Genomic DNA, 19,565 nt, shown 5'->3' with positions numbered 1-19,565 from the left:
GTCCGACCCTTCACAGCAGGAGACCACCCATGCGCAGACGATTCATCCCCCTCGCCGCCGTCCTGGCGTCGACCGCCGCCCTCACCGGCTGCAGCGGCTTCGGAGGCGGAGGCGGCGGCGGTTCCGCCGACGGCGACTCCATCACCTTCACCACCTGGGCGAGCGAGTCGGAGCAGGCGGCCTTCGAGTCGCTCATCGCCGACTTCGAGGCCGAGAACGACGGCGCGAGCGTCGAGCTCAACGTCGTGCCCTACGACCAGATGTTCAGCAACATCGACGCGCAGCTGTCGTCGGGCGAGGCACCCGACGTGTTCCGCGTCGACTACGGCAACCTCGGCGTCTACTCCAGCCAGGAGCAGCTGCTCGACCTGACCGACCGGATCGACGACTTCGACTCCTTCACGCCCGCGTTCCAGGAGGCCGTCTCATTCGAGGGGAAGCCCTACGGGGTCCCGCACCAGACAGACGTCTCTGCGCTGCTGGTCAACACGCAGCTGCTCGCGGCGGCCGGCGTCACCGACATCCCCACCACCGCCGACGAGGCGTGGACCTGGGAGGAGTTCGCCGACGTGTCGGCGAAGCTCCGCGCGAGCCTGCCCGCCGAGCAGTACCCCTTCGCCTACAACTGGCAGCTCGGCGGCACGCCCCGCTGGCTGAGCTGGCTGTTCGAGGCCGACGGCACCCTGCTCGAGGAGGACGGCACCACCCCCGCCATCGACTCCGAGGCCGGCGCGAAGGCGCTCGACTTCACGAAGAGCTTCTTCGACAACTCCTGGGTCCCGCCGACCAGCTCGGTCAAGTCGGCCACCTACGCCGACTCGTTCTTCACCGAGCAGACGACGGCGATGGCCTTCGCCGGCTCGTTCCTCGTCCCCGACATCGACAACCTGGCCGACTTCGAGTGGGCCGCGACTCCGATGCCCGTCGACGAGCGCGGCGCGACCGACCTCGGCGGCAACGCCCTCGTCGCCACCGCCGACACCGACAACGCCGAGCTCGCGACCGAGTTCCTCTCGTTCATGACGCAGGCCGACACCATGGCCGAGTTCTGCGCCGCGACGAACGAGCTGCCCACCCGGTCCGACATCGACCCCGCGTCGATCGACTTCGCGGTGCGCCCGGACGTGATGCCCGTCTTCGTCGAGCAGGCCGCGACGATCACGCCGCGCGACGTGCAGCAGCTCACCTCGCCGTTCCTCGCGAAGATCTCGGTCGCGATGCAGGACCAGCTCGAGGAGGCGTTCGTCGGCGGACGCAGCACCGAGGAGACCCTCTCCGGCCTCGACGCGGCCATCCAGCAGGCGACCAGCTGATGACCGCCACCACCCTCCGCGGCCGGGCGGGCTCCTCCACCCGGCCGCGGTCGGCCCGCACCCGCGAGGCCCTCGCCGGCCTCGGCTTCGTCGGCCCGAACCTGCTCCTGATGGCGCTGTTCCTGTTCGTGCCGATCCTCTGGGCGATCCAGCTCTCGTTCCAGGAGTCGCGCGGCTTCGGCACTCCGGAGTGGGTCGGCTTCGCGAACTACCTGCGGATGGGCGCCGACCCGGTGTTCTGGCAGAGCCTGGGCAACACGCTCCTCTTCACCGCGGTCACCGTGCCGCTCGAGCTCGCGGGCGGGCTCGGCCTGGCCGTGCTGCTCAACTCCGTGCTGCCCGCGCGCGGGATCTTCCGCACGGTGATCGTGCTGCCGCTGGTGATCTCGGGCGTCGCCTCCGGGATGATCGCGGTCACGATCTTCAGCGAGTCCTCGGGCATCGTGAACAAGGTGCTGAGCTCGCTCGGGGCCTCGCCGGTCGCCTGGCAGTCGGACGGCTCCGCGGCGATGATCTCGGTGATGCTGACCGCGGTGTGGCTGCGGATCGGCTTCAACATGGTGATCTACCTGGCGGGCCTCCAGAGCGTCTCGCCCGAGCTCTACGAGGCCGCCCGGATCGACGGAGCGACGCGCTGGCAGCAGTTCCGCGCGCTGACGGTGCCGCTGGTCGGCCCGTCCACCTTCTTCCTGCTGATCATGAACGTGATCGCCTCGTTCCAGGTCTTCGACATCGTCTTCGTGATGACGGGCGGCGGCCCGGGCTTCTCGACCTCGGTGCTCGGCACCTACGCGTACCGCAACGGCTTCCAGGTCCGCGAGCAGGGCTACGGCGCCGCGCTCGGTGTCGTCATCCTGCTGGTCTCCCTCGCCTTCACCTACCTGCAGTGGCGCACGAGCCGCACGCGCGACCTCGTCGACTAGGAGCCCTCATGTCGTCCTCCACCGTCACCACGCCCGCCGCGGTCGCCGCGGCCACCGCCCGCGAGACCCCTCGCCGGCGCCCCTCCCGCCGCGACGGCTCCCGCTCCGGACTCGTCGTCCGCCTCGTCGTCGCGATCGTCGCCTCGGCGATCGTGTTCTTCCCGCTGTACTGGATGCTCGTCATCGCGTTCTCGCCGCGCGGCGAGGTGTTCGCGCCGGGCCCGCCCCGCTTCTGGCCGAGCGAGATCTCGTTCGAGAACTTCACGACGGTGTTCGCTCGATTCCCCGTGGGCGAGTGGTTCGTCAACTCGGTCGTGATCGGGGCGTTCGTCACGGTGTTCACCGTCGTGGTGAACCTGCTGGCCGGCTGGGGCTTCGCACGGCTGCGCTTCCCCGGGCGGAACCTGCTGTTCCTGCTCGCACTGGCCACGATGATGATCCCGGTGCAGGCGATCATGGTCGCGCAGTTCAAGCTCGTGACCGGGCTGCAGATCTACGGAACCTACTGGTCGGTGATCCTGCCCGGCGCGGCGGCGGCCTTCGGGATCTTCCTGGCCCGGCAGTTCTTCCTCTCCATCCCGGAGGAGCTGATCGAGGCGGCGCGGATTGACGGCGCCGGCCACCTGCGCGTGTTCCTGCAGATCGTGCTGCCGCTCTCGAAGCCGCTGATCGCCGTCCTGATCCTGCTGACTCTGCTCGGCAGCTGGAACGACTTCGCCTGGCCGCTGATCGCCCTGAAGGACAACGAGCTGTTCACGCTGCCGATCGGGCTGCTCTATCTGAAGGGCCAGTCGACGCCGGACTACAGCGCGAGCATGGCGCTGGCGCTGGTCTCGGTGCTGCCGATGGTGCTGCTGTTCCTGTGCTTCCAGCGCTACTTCGTGCAGGGGTTCGCTCGCAGCGGCATCCGCTGAGCGCGGGCGGCCGCACGGGCGGCGTGGAGCGGTCGCCGCGGCCTGGCGCTCATGACCGGACGGGGCAGGGGGCGACGGACGCGGCGGACGCCGGAGAACGCGAGTCATGTGGAGGTCGTTCGGTCGCGATGTCCTCGGTTCGACGGCTCTCCTGTGCGGCGGGGGCGTCCGGCAGCCGGAACGGGGGCACCGACGCACGACGGCACGCCGGCACGCCGGCTGCGGGGCTCGAGGCTCGACGAATTGCGAGCTCACCGACAGGCCCCGCGGCCCTGGAGGCAGGACTGCGCGGAGGCGCCCGCGCGTCACCAGGCACAGAGTCGCAGCACCGCGGATCGGGCAGAGTGTCGATCGGCCCCGCAGGTCGGGCTGGGGGTCAGAACGGCGGAGGCGCGTCCACGAATCTCGGCCGCGTCGGGGACAGCAGCGAGGGCGACGGTCGAGGTGACGACGACCGCGATGACCCCGGCCGCGATGACCACGACCGCGACGATGAGGATCGTGGCGGCTGCGGCGGCGGTTCCGGCGACGATTCTCGAGATGAGTGCGCCGTCGGTCGTTGCGTCGGCATCAGCGGGGCTCCGGGCAGCGCCTGCGGTCGGTCGGTGATCCGCCGGCCGGTGGGGGTCGTCCAGACGACGGTGCCGTCCGGACGGAGGACGTAGGTCCAGCGGTCGCCGTGGCGGACGTGGTGGTGCGCGACGCAGAGCGAGGCCAGGTTGCCGAGGGCGGTCTCGCCTCCGTTCCGCCACTCGAGGGTGTGGTCGGCCTCGGCCGTCGAGGCCGGGCGGGTGCAGCCGGGGAACCGGCAGGTCCGGTCCCGCAGCTGCAGCTGGAGGCGCATCCGAGGGGGCGGGACGCGGACGGTCCTGCCGACCGACGCGACCGCTCCCGTGTCCGGATCGGTCAGCACCCGCGTGAAAGAGGCCGCCGTGCGCACGAGCTCCCGGGCGACGTCGGCGGGGACGAGTCCGTACCCGTCGAGGTCGGCCGGCGCGTCGTCGAGGCCGACCGCGGTGCTCGCGGCCAGGGTCAGGCGCACGTCCGCGCGGACTCCGCACACGGAGGCGGGGACTCCGCTCGCTCCTTCGCCCGTGGATCCGTCGCCGGCGATGTCGCCGTCGATGAGCAGATCGACGAGGGCGTCGGCCCGGAGCTGCGCGAGCGTCCGGCCGTCGCCGAGGGAGATGCCAGCGTTGCCAACGGCGCCACCACCCGTCTCCGCGCCGAGCCCGGCACCAGCACCAGCACCAGCGTCCGCCCCCGCGCCGACGGCCACCCGGACATCGCCACCGGCGCCAGCACCGCCATGTGCACACGCACCCGCACCCGCACCCGCACTCGCATTCCCACTCGCTTTCGCAGTCGCGCCGAACCCGAGCCCGATCCCCGCCGCGTCCGCTCCGTCGCGGAGAGAGCGGGCGATGCGGTCGAGACGGTTGTAGGCGCCGAGCGCGACCGGGGCCGGCAGCAGGGCGCAGAGCGTGGCCATGCCGTCGGCCTCGGCGCCGAGCCACACGCTCCGGTCCTCGCGGGCGCGGGCGTGGCGCTCGGTGAACGGCTCTTCGTGCAGCTCGTCGCGCAGTCGCGCCACGGTCCGGCGGAGCTGGGTCGGCGTCTGCGAGAGCGCCGCGGCGGCCGCCCGCTCGTCGAAAGCCGCGCGCGTCGAAGCGGGAAGGGACGCGGCGGCAGCGCAGACGACCTCGCCGGCCTCCCAGAGGATCCGAGCCTCGGACAGGAGGGCACGGGTCGCGGGGAGGTCCTCGATGAGGAGCCGAGCGTGCTCGAGTCGTCGAGACGCCGCGCGCTCCGACATGCCGAGCGCCATCGCGAACTCGGCTCGGATCGAGCGCTCTACGAGGTCGCCCGCCTCGCTCCGCGAGAGGCCGCTCCCCCGCGCGAACGACTCCGGCACGAGCAGTGCCGCCCGGTACGCCGTGTGCAGGGCGACGGCACTCGCGAGCAGCACCGGTGCCGAGGAGCGGGCGAGCCCTGCCGCGAGACCGGCGAGGGCCCGCACCGCGTCGAGCGTCTGCACCGCCCCACCCTCCTGCGCCGCGTCACCCGAACTTCTCATACTCGTATTGAACCAGCGACCACCGACATCGGGCCGGGGGTCACGACCAGGATCGGGACAACGGAGCCATCACCCCGCCTGTGGAGGGAAGAAGCGCCGGCGACAGCGGGCTCGCGCACCGCGATCGGTGGGGTCTCCGGCTCTCTCCGCTCCGAGCACTCCGCGCCGCTCCCGCGCCCGGGCACGCCCACGCGACCCTCCACGCGCCCGGGCACGCCCACGCGACCCTCCGCGCACCCGGGCACGCCCACGCGACCCTCCGCGCGCCCGGTACGCGCTTTCTCCCCCCGCGAGATGCCACGAGGTCGCCCGCGAGATGCCACCCGGCTACCCGCGAGATGCCACTTGAGTCCGCTCGGCTCGGCGTGTCGCCCGCACAAGTGGCATCTCGCGGCACGGGAGGTGGCATCTCGCGGATTGGGGCGTGGCATCTCGCGGAGCGGGGCGCCCGACCACGCCGCACCACGCCCTCACCCGGGCACGCCCACGTGACCCGTCCGCACCCACCCGCACACACCCCGCGACCCGCCCGCGGGGGACCGAGCAGTACCTCACCGCCCGCGCCCTCCGCACTCGCATCTCCCCCCATTCGTTGCAATCAACAACAAAATCCCCGAGAACCCCGGCAGAATGGACCGATGACCTCACGGAGCAACTGGGCGGGCACCTACGAGTACCGCGCCGCCGCCATCATCGAGCCGGAGTCCGTCGAGGAGGTGCAGCGCCTCGTCCGCGAGAACGAGCGCGTCCGCGCCCTCGGCAGCCGCCACTCCTTCAACTCCCTGCCCGACACCCCCGGCGCACTGCTGCACCTGGGGCGCCTGGCCTCCGACCCCGTGATCGACGCCGAGGCGAGCACCGTCACCGTCGGCGGCGCCACCCGCTACGGAGTCGTCGCCGCGCACCTGCACAGCAACGGCTACGCCCTGCACAACATGGGCTCGCTCCCGCACATCTCCGTCGCCGGCGCCATCGCGACCGGCACCCACGGCTCGGGCGACCGCAACGCGAACCTCTCCTCCGCCGTCTCGGCCCTCGAGCTCGTCACCGCCGACGGCTCGCTGCGCACGATCCGCCGCGGGGAGCCGGGCTTCGAGGGCGTCGTCGTCGGCCTCGGCGCCTTCGGCATCGTCACCCGCGTGACCCTCGACATCCAGCCGACCTTCGACGTCCGCCAGGACGCGTTCGTCGACCTGCCCTGGGAGCGCGTGCTCGACGACTTCGACGCGATCACCTCCTCCGCCTACAGCGTCAGCCTCATGACGCACTGGTCGTCGCCGACGGTGGAGCAGCTGTGGCTGAAGACCAAGGTGGCGGCGGGGTCCGTCGCCGACGTCGATGCGACGCACCTGGGCGCGGTCGCCGCCTCCGCGAGCCTCTTCGCCGTCTCGGAGGGAGTCGACTCCAACCTGAACCCGTTCGGCGGCTCCGTCGGACCGTGGTCCGAGCGCCTGCCGCACTTCCGCCTCGACCGCGAGCCGAGCGCGGGCGACGAGATCCAGAGCGAGTACATGGTGCCGCGCGCGAACGTCCGCGAGGCGATCGTGGCGCTGCGCGCGATCGGCGAGCGGATCGACGACGTCCTGCTCATCACGGAGCTGCGCACCATGGCCGGCGACGACCAGTGGCTCTCCCCCGCCGGAGGCCGCGACAGCGTGGGCGTGCACTTCACCTTCAAGAAGGACCGCGCCGGCGTCGACGCCGTGCTTCCCGCCGTCGAGGGCGCGCTGCTGCCGCTCGGTGCCCGACCCCACTGGGGCAAGCACTTCCTCGCCGGAGCCGACGAGATCGCGCCGCTCTACCCGCACCTCGACGAGTGGCGGACCCTCCGCTCCGAGTGGGACCCCGCGGGCCGCTTCGCGAGCGACTTCCTCCGCGACCGCCTGCTCGGCTGAGCGGCACCCGTCCCGCGGGACCAGGCAGGTTCCGCGGGACGGGGCTCAGAACAGGCGGGCCGCGTCGGCGGGCTCGACCAGGTCGCGCACCAGCGCCGGGATCCGCTTCCGGAACGGGAAGAACCCCCGCGACGCCGACGGCCACGCGGCACCGTCCCAGCGGCGGCGCACGGTGACGAGCGCGATCCCCTCGTCGGCGAGAGCCGAGCGGAGCGCCTCCACTCGCTCTCCGACGGGCCCGACCGGCGCGTACGGGACCACCACGGTGTCGATCCGCTCGGACACCGCCCAGTCGACGACCGTCCCGGGACGCGCGTCCGCGAGCACCCGCGCCGGCCGGCCGCTCGCGTCGGAGGTGCGCTCGGCGGCGTCGGCGAGCGCCGCGGCGGTGAAGGCGGCGACGGCGTCCGAGACTCCGGAGGGCGAGCGCCCGCCCGCGTCCCCGGCGACGGCGCTCGCCACGAGGCGCTCGGCCAGACCCGGCTGCTCGGCGAGCAGGCTCTCCGCCTCGAGGTCCTCCTCGTGCAGCAGGAGGCCCGGGCGGGCGCCGACGGTCCCCACGACGTCGTCCTGCTTGAGCGGTGCTCGCGGCGGGAAGGGCTCCTCCGTGAGCGCGGGGGCCGTGGTGGCGAGGCCGCTCGGCGAGAAGCGCCCCTCGGTGTAGCGGGCGATGTTGGACGCGGAGGCCAGGTAGGTCTTGCCCGGGGTCTGCAGGCCGGCGACCCACCGCCACGACAGAGTGTTGGACGCGGCGTCGCCGTCGAGCAGGTGCCGGTAGAAGAAGTCGGCGCCGAGCTGCCAGGGCAGTCCGAGGGTGAAGATCCAGATGCTCGCGAACCACATGCGGGCGTGGTTGTGGAGGTACCCGGTCTCGACGAGCTCGCTCACCCACGCGTCCATCGCGTCGATGCCGCTGCGTCCGCCGATCGCGTCGAGATACCCGGGCGGAGGATCGCCCGCGGAGGACTCCGCCACCTCGCGGCGGTAGCGGCGCCAGACCTCCGGGTTCTGCTCGAGCCAGCCCTTCCAGTAGGTGCGCCAGAACACCTCCTGGACGAACTTCTCCGCTGCGGTCAGGCGGTGCCGCGCGAGGACCGCGGCGACGACCTCCCGCTCGGTGACGAGGCGGTGGCGGACGTAGGGCGAGAGCCCGGAGACGTTGTCCCTGGATGGTCCGAGGTCGTGGTTGCGGTCGCGGGCGTAAGCGGAGCCGGCGCGGGCGACGAAGTCGTCGAGCGCCTCGAGACCGGCGGCTCTGGTCGGGATGAACATCGCCCCATCATCGGCGTCGTCGCGGTGAGAACACCGGCAGCGGCCTCCCGAGTGCGCTCCGGGGACCCGGGCGCCCCGCCACGCGCCGTCAACGGGGTGACCGGCACCTCCGACCCGACGTAGCGTCGGAGGACGAGAGGGAGGCCGCCATGCCCCGCGAGGAACAGATCCCGTCCACGATCGAGCGCTCCGATGAGCACGCGCAGAAGCTCTGGTCGGCCGCGCACGACTCGGCCGTCGACAGCTACGGAGACGGCGAGCGCGCCCACCGCACCGCCTTCGCCGCGCTGAAGCACGAGTACGAGAAGGTCGGCGACCACTGGGAGCGCAAGGCCGAGAGCGGCCCCTCCGACTCCCGCGCCGAGGGCCACGGCCGCTCCCCCGGGGGCGAGACGGCGGGCGGAGTGGACGCGAACGCCACCAAGGCGCACCTGATGGACCTCGCCAAGCGCCTGGACGTCTCCGGCCGCTCGCGCATGACGAAGGCCGAGCTCGTCGAGGCCCTGCAGCGCGAGAACACCCGCCGCACCCGCGCCGCCCGCTGACCCCCTGCCCCTCCCGCCGAGGGAACCCTGAGCCGTCGAGGGAACCCGCTGCCCGGGGTTCCCTCGACGGTTCGGGGTTCCCTCAGTCGGGCCGGGGGGGCAGGAGGAGGGCAGGGTCAGGTGAGGGAGTCGCGGACGGCGGCCAGGCCCAGCTCCAGTTCGGCGAAGGTTGTCGACAGCGGAGAGAGGCCGATCCGGATGCCGTCGGGTCGGCGGAAGTCGGGCACGATCCCCTCCGCCTGCAGCCGCGGCACCAGGCCGGCGAACGACTCGTGCGCGATCGTCACGTGCGATCCGCGTCGGGCGGGGTCGAGCGGAGTCGCCACCCGCACCCCGCGCGGCACCAGCCACGCGTCGGCCAGCTCCAGCGCGTACGCCGTCATCGCCTCCGACTTCGCGCGCACCGCCGGCATGCCGACCGAGGCGATCAGCGCGATCATGTCCTGCATCGCGAGCATGCCCGTGATCGGCGGGGTGCCGCTGAGGAAGCGCCGCATCCCCTCGGCCGGACGGTAGCCGGGGCCCATCTCGAACATGTCGGCGACGCCCATCCAGCCCTGCACCGGCTGCGCGAGCGAGCCCTGGTGCCGGGAGGCGACGTACGCCCACGCGGGCGCCCCCGGGCCTCCGTTGAGGTACTTGTAGGAGCAGCCGACCGCGAGGTCCGCGCCCCACGCGTCGAGCTCGAGCGGCACCGAGCCGACGGAGTGGGAGGCGTCCCAGAGCACCAGCGCGCCGGCCTCGTGCGCCTGCGCGGTGATCGCCGCGGCGTCGGCGAGGAACCCGGAGCGGTACGCGACGTGGCTGAGCAGCACCAGCGCCGTCCGCTCGCCGAGCACCGGGGCGAGGTCGTCGGGGCCCACGCCGCTCCCGGGGTCGGAGTCGATCCAGCGGAGCGTGCTGCCGGTCTCGGCCGCGATGCCCTCCAGCACGTACCGGTCGGTGGGGAAGTTGTCGGTGTCCACGACGATCTCGTCGCGCCCCTGCTCCGCCTGGCGGGCGATCGCCGCGCGGGCGAGCTTGTAGAGCAGGACGGTCGTGGAGTCGGCGACGACCGTCTGCCCGGCCGCGGCTCCCAGCACCGCGGAGCCCAGGGCGTCGCCGACCTCGAGCGGCATGTCGAGCCAGCCCTCCTCCCAGCCGCGGATGAGGCGGCCGCCCCACTCCTCCTCCGCGAACCGCGCGAGCCGGGCGACGCTCGCGCGCAGCGGCCGGCCGAGCGAGTTGCCGTCGAGGTAGGAGCGGACCTCGGGGGTGCGGACGAACAGCTCGGGGCAGTGCGCGAGCGGGTCCTGGGCGTCGAGCGGATGCATGCCCTCACCCTAGGTCGCGGGCACCGGGCACGACGCGTGCCGCCGGGAGGCCTCCCCCCACTGTCCAGAAGTCGTCTGTCCAGAAGTCGTCGCACTCGGCGTCGACTGCGACAACTCTCGAGCACTCGCGAGCCCTCACCCGAGCCTCTGCCCACTGTCCAGAAGTCGTCGCACTCGACCGCGAGTGCGACAACTCCTGGACAGTCGCGAGAGCCGGCCGAGAACGGAGCGCGAGCCCGAGCCGGCGAGCGCCTCCGGACCCGCGAGAACGGCCGCGCACCTGGGAAGTCAACGGGCGGACGCACCGCCCCGCCCCGCCTAGCCTCCGAGGACGGCCCCCGCCGCCTCCCCCGACCCCTGGAGCCCCTCCGTGACGCATCACGAGCACCCGCACACCGCCACTCCCGCCCCCGAAGGCCCGGCCGCCTCGCCGACCACCGCGGGCAGCACCTCCTCCTGGAGCGCCACCCGCGGGGGCCGCACCTCGGCCCCCAGCGCGAGCCCCGCCTCCCCGCTCGCTCCGACCCTCACCCCCGCGACCCCCGCCTCGTCCCGCACGGAGCCCCGCGCATGAGGGTCACCGACACCAGCGACCTGTGGTGGCGCACCGCCGTGTTCTACAACCTGGACGTGAAGACGTTCATGGACTGGGACGACGACGGCGTCGGCGACCTCGAGGGCCTCGTCCACCGGATCGACTACCTGGCCGAGCTCGGCGTCAGCTGCCTCTGGCTCGCGCCGTTCTACCGCTCCCCCGGTCGCGACAACGGCTACGACATCAGCGACTTCTACGGAGTGGACGAGCGCTTCGGGCACCACGGCGACGTCGTCGAGGTGATCCGGACCGCCCACGACCGCGGGATGCGCGTGATCGTCGACCTCGTCGTCAACCACACCTCGGACCAGCACCCCTGGTTCCAGGCCGCCCGCTCCTCCCCCGACAGCCCGTACCGCGACTACTACGTCTGGCGCGACGAGCCGCCCGCCTACCAGCCCGCGAACGTGTTCCCCGATGCGGAGGACGGCGTCTGGTTCCGCGACGAGGAGGCCGGCCAGTACTACCTGCACCACTTCTACCGGCACCAGCCCGACCTCAACACCGAGAATCCGGCCGTGCGCGACGAGATCGCGAAGGTCATCGGATTCTGGCTGCAGCTGGGCGTCGACGGCTTCCGGGTCGACGCGGTGCCGTACCTGATCGAGCCCGGCGCCCGCGACGAGCACGAGTGGCTGCGCCTGCTGCGCCGTTTCGTCTCGCGGCGCTCCGGCGAGGCGATGCTGCTGGGCGAGGTCAACGTGACCCGCGAGGAGCAGCTCGGCTTCTTCGGCGGCGCGGACGCGGACGAGCTGTCGATGCAGTTCGACTTCATCGGCAACCAGCGCCTCTACCTCGCGCTGGCCCGGCAGGAGGCGGCGCCGCTCGTCGAGGCGCTCGCGAGCCGCCCCGAGATCTCCGTCGGCAGCCAGTGGGCGAACTTCGCGCGCAACCACGACGAGCTCACCCTCGACCAGCTGAGCGACGACGAGCGCGACGAGGTCTTCGCGGCGTTCGCTCCGGAGCAGTCGCAGCGGATCCACGGGCGCGGCATCGTCCGCCGCCTCCCGCCGATGGTCGACGGCGACCCGCGCCGCGTCCGCCTGGTCCACAGCCTGGTCTTCTCGCTGCCCGGCACCCCGGTGCTCTACTACGGCGAGGAGATCGGGATGGGGGAGAACGCCGACATCCCGGGCCGGAGCGCCGTGCGGACCCCGATGCAGTGGAGCAGCGCGGCCAACGGCGGGTTCTCGCGAGCCGACGCCGCCGACCTGATCGCCGCGCCTCCCGGCGGCGGCTTCGGACCCGAGCACGTGAACGCGGCGGCCCAGCTCCAGGATCCGGACTCCCTCCTGGCCCACGTGAAGGGCCTCGCCTGGCTGTACCGGCGGTCGCCCGAGATCGGCTGGGGCGACTACACGCACCTCCCCTGCGACGAGCCGAGCGTGCTCGCGCACCGGATGTCCGCGTCGACCGGCACGACGGTCGCGGTGCACAACCTGGCGTCGGACCCGCGCACGGCGCACCTCCTGCTCCCCGACGCCCCCGCCGGGGCGCGGCTGGTCGACTCCCTCGGCGGCGAGTCGCTGCCGCTCGGCGAGGACGGCTCCGTGTCGGTGTCCCTCGACGGCTACGGCGCGCGCTGGTTCCGCGTGGTCACGGAGGACTCGCGCCGACTGGTCTGAGCGGCGTGCCGGCCTCCGGACGTCGTTCCGCAGGCCGCTCGTCGCGCGCCCGCCGCTCCCACCCGAGAGTCCGGAAGTTGTCGCAGTCGACCTCGAGTGCGACAACTTCTGGAGTCTGGCGGTGGAGTGCCCGCGTGCAGCGACCGCGTGCGACCCGCGCTCGGCTCGGTCGGCTCGACTCTCCGAAAGTCGTCGCAGTCGACCTCGAGTGCGACAACTTCTGGAGTTTCGAGAGAGGCGGAGCAGCGAGACGGGTGGACAAGAGCGCGCTCCAGACGAAACGTTGCACACGGGCACCTGCAGCCCCGTTGACGACGCCACGTCCTCCCGCCTACCGTGAAGCGCAACGTTTCGCCCCCGGTCGCCCCAGGAGGACCCGCATGGCCCCCACCCCGCCGAGCCACCGCGTCCTCGCCAGCGGCAGCCGCATCCCCGCGATCGGCGCCGGGACGTTCGGGTCCGACCGCTACGACGCCGAGACCGTCGGCCTCGCCGTCGAGCACTCCCTCCGCGCCGGCTTCCGCCTCCTCGACTGCGCCACCGTCTACGGCAACGAGCCGCGCGTCGGCCGGGCGATCGCCGACTCGGGAGTCGACCGCGACGAGCTCTTCGTCATGTCGAAGATCTGGAACGACGCGCACGAGCCCGCGGCGGCCGTCGCCTCCGTCGAGCGCTCGCTCGCCGACCTCGGCCTCGACGTGCTCGACGCCGTCTTCGTGCACTGGCCCTTCCCCAACCACCACCCGCCGCACGCCGAGACCGACGCGCGCGATCCGCACGCCCGCCCGTACGTCCACGAGGCGTTCCTCGAGACCTGGCGCGCGCTCGAGAGCCTGGTCGACCGGGGGCTCGTCCGGCACCTCGGAACCTCCAACGTCACGATCCCCAAGCTCGAGCGGATCCTCGCCGACGTCCGCATCGCCCCGCAGCTGAACGAGATGGAGCTGCACCCCTGCTTCCAGCAGCCGGAGCTGTTCCGCTTCTGCCTCGACCACCGCATCCAGCCGATCGGGTACTCGCCGCTGGGCTCGCCGTCGCGGCCCGAGCGCGACCGGGTGGAGGGCGACATCGTCGACATCGAGCACCCCGCGGTGCGGGCGATCGCCGACGAGCGCGGCGTGCATCCGGCCGTCGTGTGCCTCGCCTGGGCGGTGAACCGCGGCCAGATCCCGATCCCTTTCGCGGTGAAGCCGGAGCAGATCGACGCGAACCTGGCCGCCGCCTCCCTGGTGCTCACGGCCGAGGAGCAGGAGGCGCTGCGCGGCGCCGAGCGCAACAACCGGCTGATCAAGGGCCAGGTCTTCCTCTGGCCCGGCAGCACCGGCTGGCTCGACCTGTGGGACGCCGACGGCACGATCCCGGGCTGGAGCGGCTACGGCTCGCCCCGCGCCACCCTGTGACGTGGCCACCTACAAGGATCTGCAGCGGCTGACCGGGCTCTCGCTCTCGACCATCTCGAAGCACTACAACGGCCTCCCCGTGCGCCCCGAGAACCGGGCGGCGATCGAGGCCGCGGCCGCCCAGGTCGGCTTCCGCGTCAACGGCTTCGCGCGCGGCCTGCGCTCGCGGCGCTCCCGCACGGTCGGGGTGCTGCTGCCCGCCCTCGACAACGAGTTCCACCTCTCGATCATCGCGGGACTCGAGCGGGCCCTGCACGAGGAGGGCATCGGCGTGCTGGTCGGCGTGAGCCGCCCCGAGCCGGGCGCCGCGGTCGACCTGCTGCTCGAGAAGATGGTCGACGGGATCGTGGCGGTGCCGTCCGCGGGCGACGTCGACGCGCTGCGCCGCGCCTCCGAGCAGGGCACCCCCGTCGTGACCGTCGACTGGATCGACGACGCGCTGGTCACCGATCGCGTCGCGCTCGACAACGCGGGCGCCGGCGCCTCCGCCGCCCGCCACCTCCTCGACCACGGCCACCGCTGGATCGCGGTGCTCGGCGGGGAGGACGGAGTGTCCTCCACCCGGGAGCGGACGGCCGGCTTCCTCGCCGCCCTGGCCGAGCGCGGCGTGCACCCCGCTTCCGACGCCGTGGTGCGCGGCCCGCTGACAGTGGAGAGCGGGGTCGCCGCCGTCGAGCGGATCCTCGCCCTGAGGCCCCGGCCGACCGCCCTGTTCGCCGGCAACCGCGAGCTGACGGTCGGCGCCCTGATCGCGCTCGGCGACTCCGGTCTGCGCGTGCCGACGGACCTCTCGGTCGTCGGCTTCGACAACGTCGAGCTGGCCCGCGTGGTCCGCCCTCACCTGACCACGATCGCCCAGCCGACCGAGGCGATCGCCGCCGAGGCCGCCGCCCTCGTCCGCCTCCGCCTCGAGTCCGGGTCGGAGCAGCCCGGCCCCCAGGAGCGGAGGCTCCCCGGCCGCCTGCTCGCCGGCTCGTCCGTCGCCCACCTCCACGACCTCTAGGAGCTCCTCTTGCTGACCACGACCCTCCTGCACCCCGAGATCCTGCACGCGCTCGCCCGCGCGGGCCACGGCTCCCGCGTCCTCATCGCCGACGGCAACTACCCCGTCGGCACCACGCTCGGCCCGAACTCGGCCCTCGTGCACCTCAACCTCCGGCCCGACATGCTGACCGTCGACGAGATCCTCGACGCCCTGCTCTCGGCGATCGTCGTCGAAGAGGCGACGGTCATGACCCCAGCGCCCGGGATCGACGTCCCCGCGCAGGACGCCTTCCGCCGGTCCCTCGACGGCGTCCCCTTCACCTCGCTCGAGCGGCACGCCTTCTACGCCGAGGCGCGCACGCCCGACGTCGCGCTCACCATCGCCTCGGGCGACCGCCGCATCTACGCGAACCTCATCCTCACGATCGGCGTGCGCCCGGCGGACGCGTCCTGAGCGGGCGGCGGGCGCGCCCCGCCGCCCCCGCGACCCTCCAGACGTCGCAGGAGTCGCGCGCGATCAGCGCGACTTCTGCGGAGTCGCGCGCTCCTCACCCCGCTCCCTGAGAGTCCACGAGGCGTTCTCACGGCCGGCATCCCTACTCTGGTCGGCGTGGATCTCGACACCCTCCTCAACATCGGCCTCGTCGTGCTGTTCGTCCTCCTCGGCGGCGTCTTCGCGGGCACCGAGATGGCCATCGTCAGCCTCCGCGAGAGCCAGGTCCGCGCGATCGAGGCCGGCAGCGAGCGCGGCCGCCGCATCGCCGAGCTCGTCCGCAACCCCAACACGTTCCTCTCCGCGGTCCAGATCGGCGTCACGCTCGCCGGCTTCTTCTCCTCGGCGTACGGCGCCTCGACCATCGCGCCCGACCTCGTGCCGCCGCTGCAGTCGCTCGGCCTCTCGGCCTCCGCCGCCTCCACCGTCGCCCTGATCCTGATGACCCTCGTCATCGCGTACCTCTCCCTGGTGCTGGGCGAGCTGGTCCCCAAGCGCCTGGCGATGCAGAAGTCGGTCACGTTCACCAAGGCCCTCGCGCCCCCTCTCAACGCCCTCGCGCGCCTGATGCGCCCCGTGATCTGGCTGCTGTCCGTCTCCACCGACGCCGTCGTCCGCCTCCTCGGCGCCGATCCGCGCGAGAAGGGCGAGAGCGTCTCGGCCGACGAGGTGCGCGACATGATCTCCAGCAACACCGAGATCCACGAGGACAGCCGCCGGCTGCTCACCGACATCTTCCGCGCGGACGACCGCCGCGTCGCCGAGGTGATGCGCCCCCGCCCGGACGTCGACTTCCTCCGCGGCGCGCTCAGCGTGGCCGAGGGCTACGCGGCGGTCCTCGACCAGCCGCACTCGCGCTACCCGGTCGTCGGCGACGACTTCGACGACGTCCTCGGCTTCGTGCACGTGCGCGACCTGATGTCCGCGTTCCCGGAGGCGGGCCGCGCCGGCACCGCGAGCAGCGTCGCCGACATCACCCGCCCGATCCTCGCGGTCCCCGGCACGACGAAGGTGCTCGCGGCCCTGCGCACCATGCGCCAGGACGGCCACCAGATCGCCGTCGTCATCGACGAGTACGGCGGAACCGACGGCATCATCACGCTGGAGGACCTGCTCGAGGAGCTCGTCGGCGAGATCTACGACGAGTACGACGGCGCCCGCCAGGCGGTCGACGCGAAGGCCGCCGAGCAGCTGCACGACGTCGACGGCGGGATGATCCTCGAGGACCTGGCGGAGCAGCTGGGCATCGAGCTGCCCGAGGGCCCGTACGAGACGGTCGGCGGATTCGTCCTCGACCGGATCGGCCGCGTCGCCGTGGTGGGCGACTCCGTCCTCGTCGGCGACCACCTGCTCCGCGTGGCCGAGACCGACCGCTACCGCATCTCGCGGCTGACCCTCGTGCCGCAGCCGGCGTCGGAGCCGAGCGGGCCGACGACGCCCGCCGTCTGACGGGCGACCGGCCGCGCCTAGGGCAGAGGCCCCTCCACCCAGCGCGTGGCGACGCGGCCGCGGGCGCCGGGCTGCGCGATCCACAGTCCGCCGGCGTGCGGATGACGCGCCCGCTCGTCCGCCGAGAGGTCGCGTGACGCCGAGGTGACGACCGCGATGTCCAGGTCCTCCCCCGCGAAGGCGATGCTGGAGGAGTGCGGGGCGTCGATCCTGATGCCCTCGCCCTCGACCGGGCTGCCGTCGGCCTCGAAGACCCGCACGCCGCTCCCGCCCCAGACCGCGACCCACACGCGGCCGTCCGCGTCCACGGTCAGCCCGTCGGCGAACACGCCCTTCTCGAGCTCGACGAAGGGCTCCCGCGTGCCGTGCTCGCCGTCCGCGTAGGAGCGGCGGTGGATCACGCCCGACTCGGTGTCGGCCGAGTACAGCACGGAGCCGTCCGGCGAGAAGCCGAGCCCGTTGGAGAGCCGCAGGTCGTCGTCGAGCACGGTGACGGATCCGTCGCGCTCGATGCGCAGCAGGACGTCGTCGCCTGCCGACTCGCCGAGCGTCAGCGAGCCGACGAGGAGGCGCCCCTGCGGGTCGATCGTGCCGTCGTTGAAGCGGTGCCCCTCCGGCAGCAGCTCGGAGCCGCGGGTGAGGGAGCCGTCGACCTCGAGGATCGCGAGCCGTCGGGTCAGCGCGACCAGCGTCCGGCCGTTGCCCAGCGGCAGCGCGGCGCCGATCTGCTCGCCGACGTCGGTGCGCGAGATCGCCCCGATCCCCTCCGCGGTGACGGGGGCCGACAGGACCGCGCCGGCCTCGATGTCGACCCAGGTGAGGCGGGCGGTGTCCGGATCCCAGACGGGCGCCTCGCTGAGGACGTAGGTGGGGGTGCCCGCGGGCGTCGCGTCGATCATGCCTCCACGCTAGGCGGAGGAGGCGCGCGGTGTCAGGCCCCGCGGGACGGATCCGGGCTCGAGTCCACCGCGCCGCGCTCCGGATCCGGGTGGGCACCGACCCCCGGAATACACCCGCTCGGCGGTCGGTGACAAGGGGTGAATAGCCTGGCGATATGGAGCCGCCCGCGGGTCTAGTGTCGTCTCGCCGCGCTCGGGACAGCGTTCCTCCGCAACGACGCCGGGGCGACAGGAAGGCGCTCGCCATGTCGACATCCACCAGTCCGCGCGGCCCGGTCCGGAGCCTCGTGCCCGCCCGCATCGACCGGCTCCCCTGGACCCGCTTCCACTGGTCGATCGTCGTCGGCCTCGGCTTCTCGTGGGTGCTGGACGGACTCGAGATCCAGATCGTCGCCTCCGCCGGCTTCGCCAAGGAGTTCGGGCTCTCGGCCTTCGAGGTCGGCCTTCTCGGCACGATCTACCTGGTCGGCCAGATCGCGGGCGCCCTGATCTTCGGGCGGCTGAGCGACAAGCTCGGGCGGCGGAAGCTGTTCATCCTGACCCTCGTCATCTACCTGGTCGCCAGCGGCCTGGCCGGACTCGCGCCGAACTACGTCTTCCTCGCCGTCTTCCGCTTCTTCGCGGGCATGGGGATCGGCGGCGAGTACGCGGCGATCAACTCCGCGATCGACGAGCTCATCCCCTCCAAGTACCGCGGCCGCGTGGACATCGCGATCAACGGCACCTACTGGGGCGGCGCGGCTCTGGGCTCCGCAGCCAACCTGTTCTTCCTGAACGACGCGCTCTTCGCCGAGAACGTCGGCTGGCGCCTCGGCTTCTTCCTCGGCCCGATCCTCGGACTGGCGATCATCTACCTGCGCCGCCACATCCCCGAGAGCCCGCGCTGGCTGATGACCCACGGCCGCGAGGAGGAGGCGGAGCGCACCGTCGACGAGATCGAGCGCCGGGTGGAGGCCGAGGGCGGCGTGCTCGAACCGGTCGACGACTCGAAGGCGATCACGGTGAAGGCGACCGAGAGCATCCCGTTCCGCACCATCGCCGGTGTGCTGCTGAGGCAGTACCCGAAGCGCACGCTGGTGGGCGCGACGATGATGATCACCCAGTCGTTCCTCTACAACGCGATCTTCTTCACCTACGCGCTGGTGCTCGAGAACTTCTACGGGGTCGAGCAGAGCGCGATCTCGTACTTCTTCTTCCCGTTCGCGATCGGCAACCTCGTCGGGCCGCTGGTGCTCGGTCACCTGTTCGACGTCTGGGGCCGGCGGAAGATGATCTTCCTCACCTACGGCGTCTCGGGTGCGGTCCTGGCCGTGTCGGCCGTCCTCTTCAGCATGGACGTGCTGACCGCGACGACGCAGACGATCCTCTGGTGCGTGTCGTTCTTCTTCGCCTCCGCGGGAGCGTCGAGCGCCTACCTGACCGTGAGCGAGATCTTCCCGCTCGAGCTGCGCAGCCAGGCGATCTCGTACTTCTTCACCCTCGGCCAGATCGCCGGAGCGGTCGCGCCCGCTCTCTACGGCGCCCTGATCGGCGACGGCAGCGACCGCGGCCCGCTGACGATCGGCTACTTCGTCGGCGCCGCCGTGATGATCCTCGGCGGCGTGATCGCCCTGCTCTTCGGCGTCGACGCCGAGCGCCGCAGCCTCGAGGACATCACCGAGCCCCTGTCGACCGTGAAGTCCTGACGGCTGACCCTCTCCCTCTCCCTCCCGCGAGATGCCACTTGTGACGCTCCCTGGCGGCGTGTCGCCCTCACAAGTGGCATCTCGCGAGCGGAGCCGGGCGGCATTCCGCGAGATGCCAGTTGAGTACGCGACACGCCGGGCGAGGCGTACCGAAGTGGCATCTCGCGAGCGGAGCCGGGCGGC

General features: G+C 72.5%; 16 protein-coding genes. 12 read left to right on the top strand and 4 right to left on the bottom strand.

Going from position 1 to position 19,565, the window contains the following annotated elements; genetic code table 11:
- Nucleotides 1-29 precede the first annotated feature (29 nt).
- From GSU45_RS01585 to GSU45_RS01575, 3 genes are read left to right on the top strand one after another with little or no spacing between them, the layout of a single operon-like run.
- The gene (locus tag GSU45_RS01585; protein ID WP_244248175.1) at nt 30-1,313 is read left to right on the top strand and encodes a sugar ABC transporter substrate-binding protein; all 1,284 of its coding nucleotides are present in this window, start codon (nt 30-32) and stop codon (nt 1,311-1,313) included.
- Entirely contained in the window at nt 1,313-2,236 is a 924-nt protein-coding gene (locus GSU45_RS01580) for a sugar ABC transporter permease (protein ID WP_159912140.1), read from the top strand. The genes GSU45_RS01585 and GSU45_RS01580 overlap by 1 nt, the downstream gene beginning before the upstream one ends.
- An 8-nt stretch (nt 2,237-2,244) precedes the next feature.
- Complete coding sequence (locus tag GSU45_RS01575; RefSeq protein WP_159912138.1) at nt 2,245-3,150, top strand: carbohydrate ABC transporter permease; 906 nt, start codon at nt 2,245-2,247, stop codon at nt 3,148-3,150.
- Nucleotides 3,151-3,526: 376 nt separating this feature from the next.
- Here the strand turns inward: GSU45_RS01575 and GSU45_RS01570 are convergent, their stop codons facing one another.
- Nucleotides 3,527-5,188 carry an HNH endonuclease signature motif containing protein gene (locus GSU45_RS01570; RefSeq protein ID WP_159912136.1) on the bottom strand — a complete coding sequence of 554 codons (1,662 nt, stop codon included), beginning with the start codon at nt 5,186-5,188 and terminating at the stop codon, nt 3,527-3,529.
- Between the two features lie 677 nt (nt 5,189-5,865).
- Between GSU45_RS01570 and GSU45_RS01565 the strand changes: the two genes are divergently transcribed.
- Nucleotides 5,866-7,122, top strand: a complete 1,257-nt coding sequence (locus GSU45_RS01565; protein WP_159912134.1) for an FAD-binding protein — start codon at nt 5,866-5,868, stop codon at nt 7,120-7,122.
- Between the two features lie 45 nt (nt 7,123-7,167).
- On the opposite strand, the gene GSU45_RS01560 is transcribed toward GSU45_RS01565, so the two are convergent.
- Nucleotides 7,168-8,394, bottom strand: coding sequence for an FAD-binding domain-containing protein (locus tag GSU45_RS01560; protein WP_159912132.1), 1,227 nt, complete (start codon nt 8,392-8,394; stop codon nt 7,168-7,170).
- Nucleotides 8,395-8,543: 149 nt separating this feature from the next.
- Between GSU45_RS01560 and GSU45_RS01555 the strand changes: the two genes are divergently transcribed.
- Nucleotides 8,544-8,939 (top strand): ChaB family protein, encoded by a 396-nt coding sequence (locus tag GSU45_RS01555; protein WP_159912130.1) that lies wholly within the window; start codon nt 8,544-8,546, stop codon nt 8,937-8,939.
- Between the two features lie 116 nt (nt 8,940-9,055).
- Here the strand turns inward: GSU45_RS01555 and GSU45_RS01550 are convergent, their stop codons facing one another.
- Entirely contained in the window at nt 9,056-10,252 is a 1,197-nt protein-coding gene (locus tag GSU45_RS01550) for an aminotransferase class V-fold PLP-dependent enzyme (protein WP_159912128.1), read from the bottom strand.
- Between the two features lie 370 nt (nt 10,253-10,622).
- Between GSU45_RS01550 and GSU45_RS01545 the strand changes: the two genes are divergently transcribed.
- From GSU45_RS01545 to GSU45_RS01520, 6 genes are all read left to right on the top strand, one after another.
- Nucleotides 10,623-10,826: a hypothetical protein gene (locus GSU45_RS01545; protein WP_159912126.1), complete on the top strand. Its 204-nt coding sequence runs from the start codon at nt 10,623-10,625 to the stop codon at nt 10,824-10,826.
- On the top strand, nt 10,823-12,472 hold the full coding sequence (locus GSU45_RS01540; RefSeq protein ID WP_159912124.1) for an alpha-amylase family protein: 1,650 nt from the start codon (nt 10,823-10,825) through the stop codon (nt 12,470-12,472). Before GSU45_RS01545 ends, GSU45_RS01540 begins: the two co-directional genes overlap by 4 nt.
- A 380-nt stretch (nt 12,473-12,852) precedes the next feature.
- Nucleotides 12,853-13,872, top strand: coding sequence for an aldo/keto reductase (locus GSU45_RS01535; RefSeq protein WP_159912122.1), 1,020 nt, complete (start codon nt 12,853-12,855; stop codon nt 13,870-13,872).
- Between the two features lies 1 nt (nt 13,873).
- Nucleotides 13,874-14,875, top strand: a complete 1,002-nt coding sequence (locus GSU45_RS01530; RefSeq protein ID WP_159912120.1) for a LacI family DNA-binding transcriptional regulator — start codon at nt 13,874-13,876, stop codon at nt 14,873-14,875.
- A gap of 9 nt (nt 14,876-14,884) precedes the next feature.
- Nucleotides 14,885-15,310 carry an RbsD/FucU family protein gene (locus tag GSU45_RS01525; RefSeq protein WP_104225080.1) on the top strand — a complete coding sequence of 142 codons (426 nt, stop codon included), beginning with the start codon at nt 14,885-14,887 and terminating at the stop codon, nt 15,308-15,310.
- Between the two features lie 156 nt (nt 15,311-15,466).
- Nucleotides 15,467-16,798: a hemolysin family protein gene (locus GSU45_RS01520; RefSeq protein WP_159912118.1), complete on the top strand. Its 1,332-nt coding sequence runs from the start codon at nt 15,467-15,469 to the stop codon at nt 16,796-16,798.
- 17 nt (nt 16,799-16,815) lie between these two features.
- Here GSU45_RS01520 and GSU45_RS01515 read toward each other — a convergent pair whose 3' ends face one another.
- A complete protein-coding gene (locus GSU45_RS01515) occupies nt 16,816-17,697 on the bottom strand; it encodes an SMP-30/gluconolactonase/LRE family protein (RefSeq protein ID WP_159912116.1) in 882 nt (293 codons plus the stop codon).
- A gap of 245 nt (nt 17,698-17,942) precedes the next feature.
- On the opposite strand from GSU45_RS01515, the gene GSU45_RS01510 reads away from it, so the two are divergent.
- Nucleotides 17,943-19,382, top strand: a complete 1,440-nt coding sequence (locus GSU45_RS01510) for an MFS transporter (protein WP_159912114.1) — start codon at nt 17,943-17,945, stop codon at nt 19,380-19,382.
- Nucleotides 19,383-19,565 lie beyond the last annotated feature (183 nt).

Origin of the sequence: Rathayibacter sp. VKM Ac-2801 (genome assembly GCF_009834245.1) — a bacterium.
Lineage (GTDB): Bacteria > Actinomycetota > Actinomycetes > Actinomycetales > Microbacteriaceae > Rathayibacter.
Note: the sequence above shows the minus strand (reverse complement) of the source record. Positions and strands in the feature narration are given on the sequence as shown.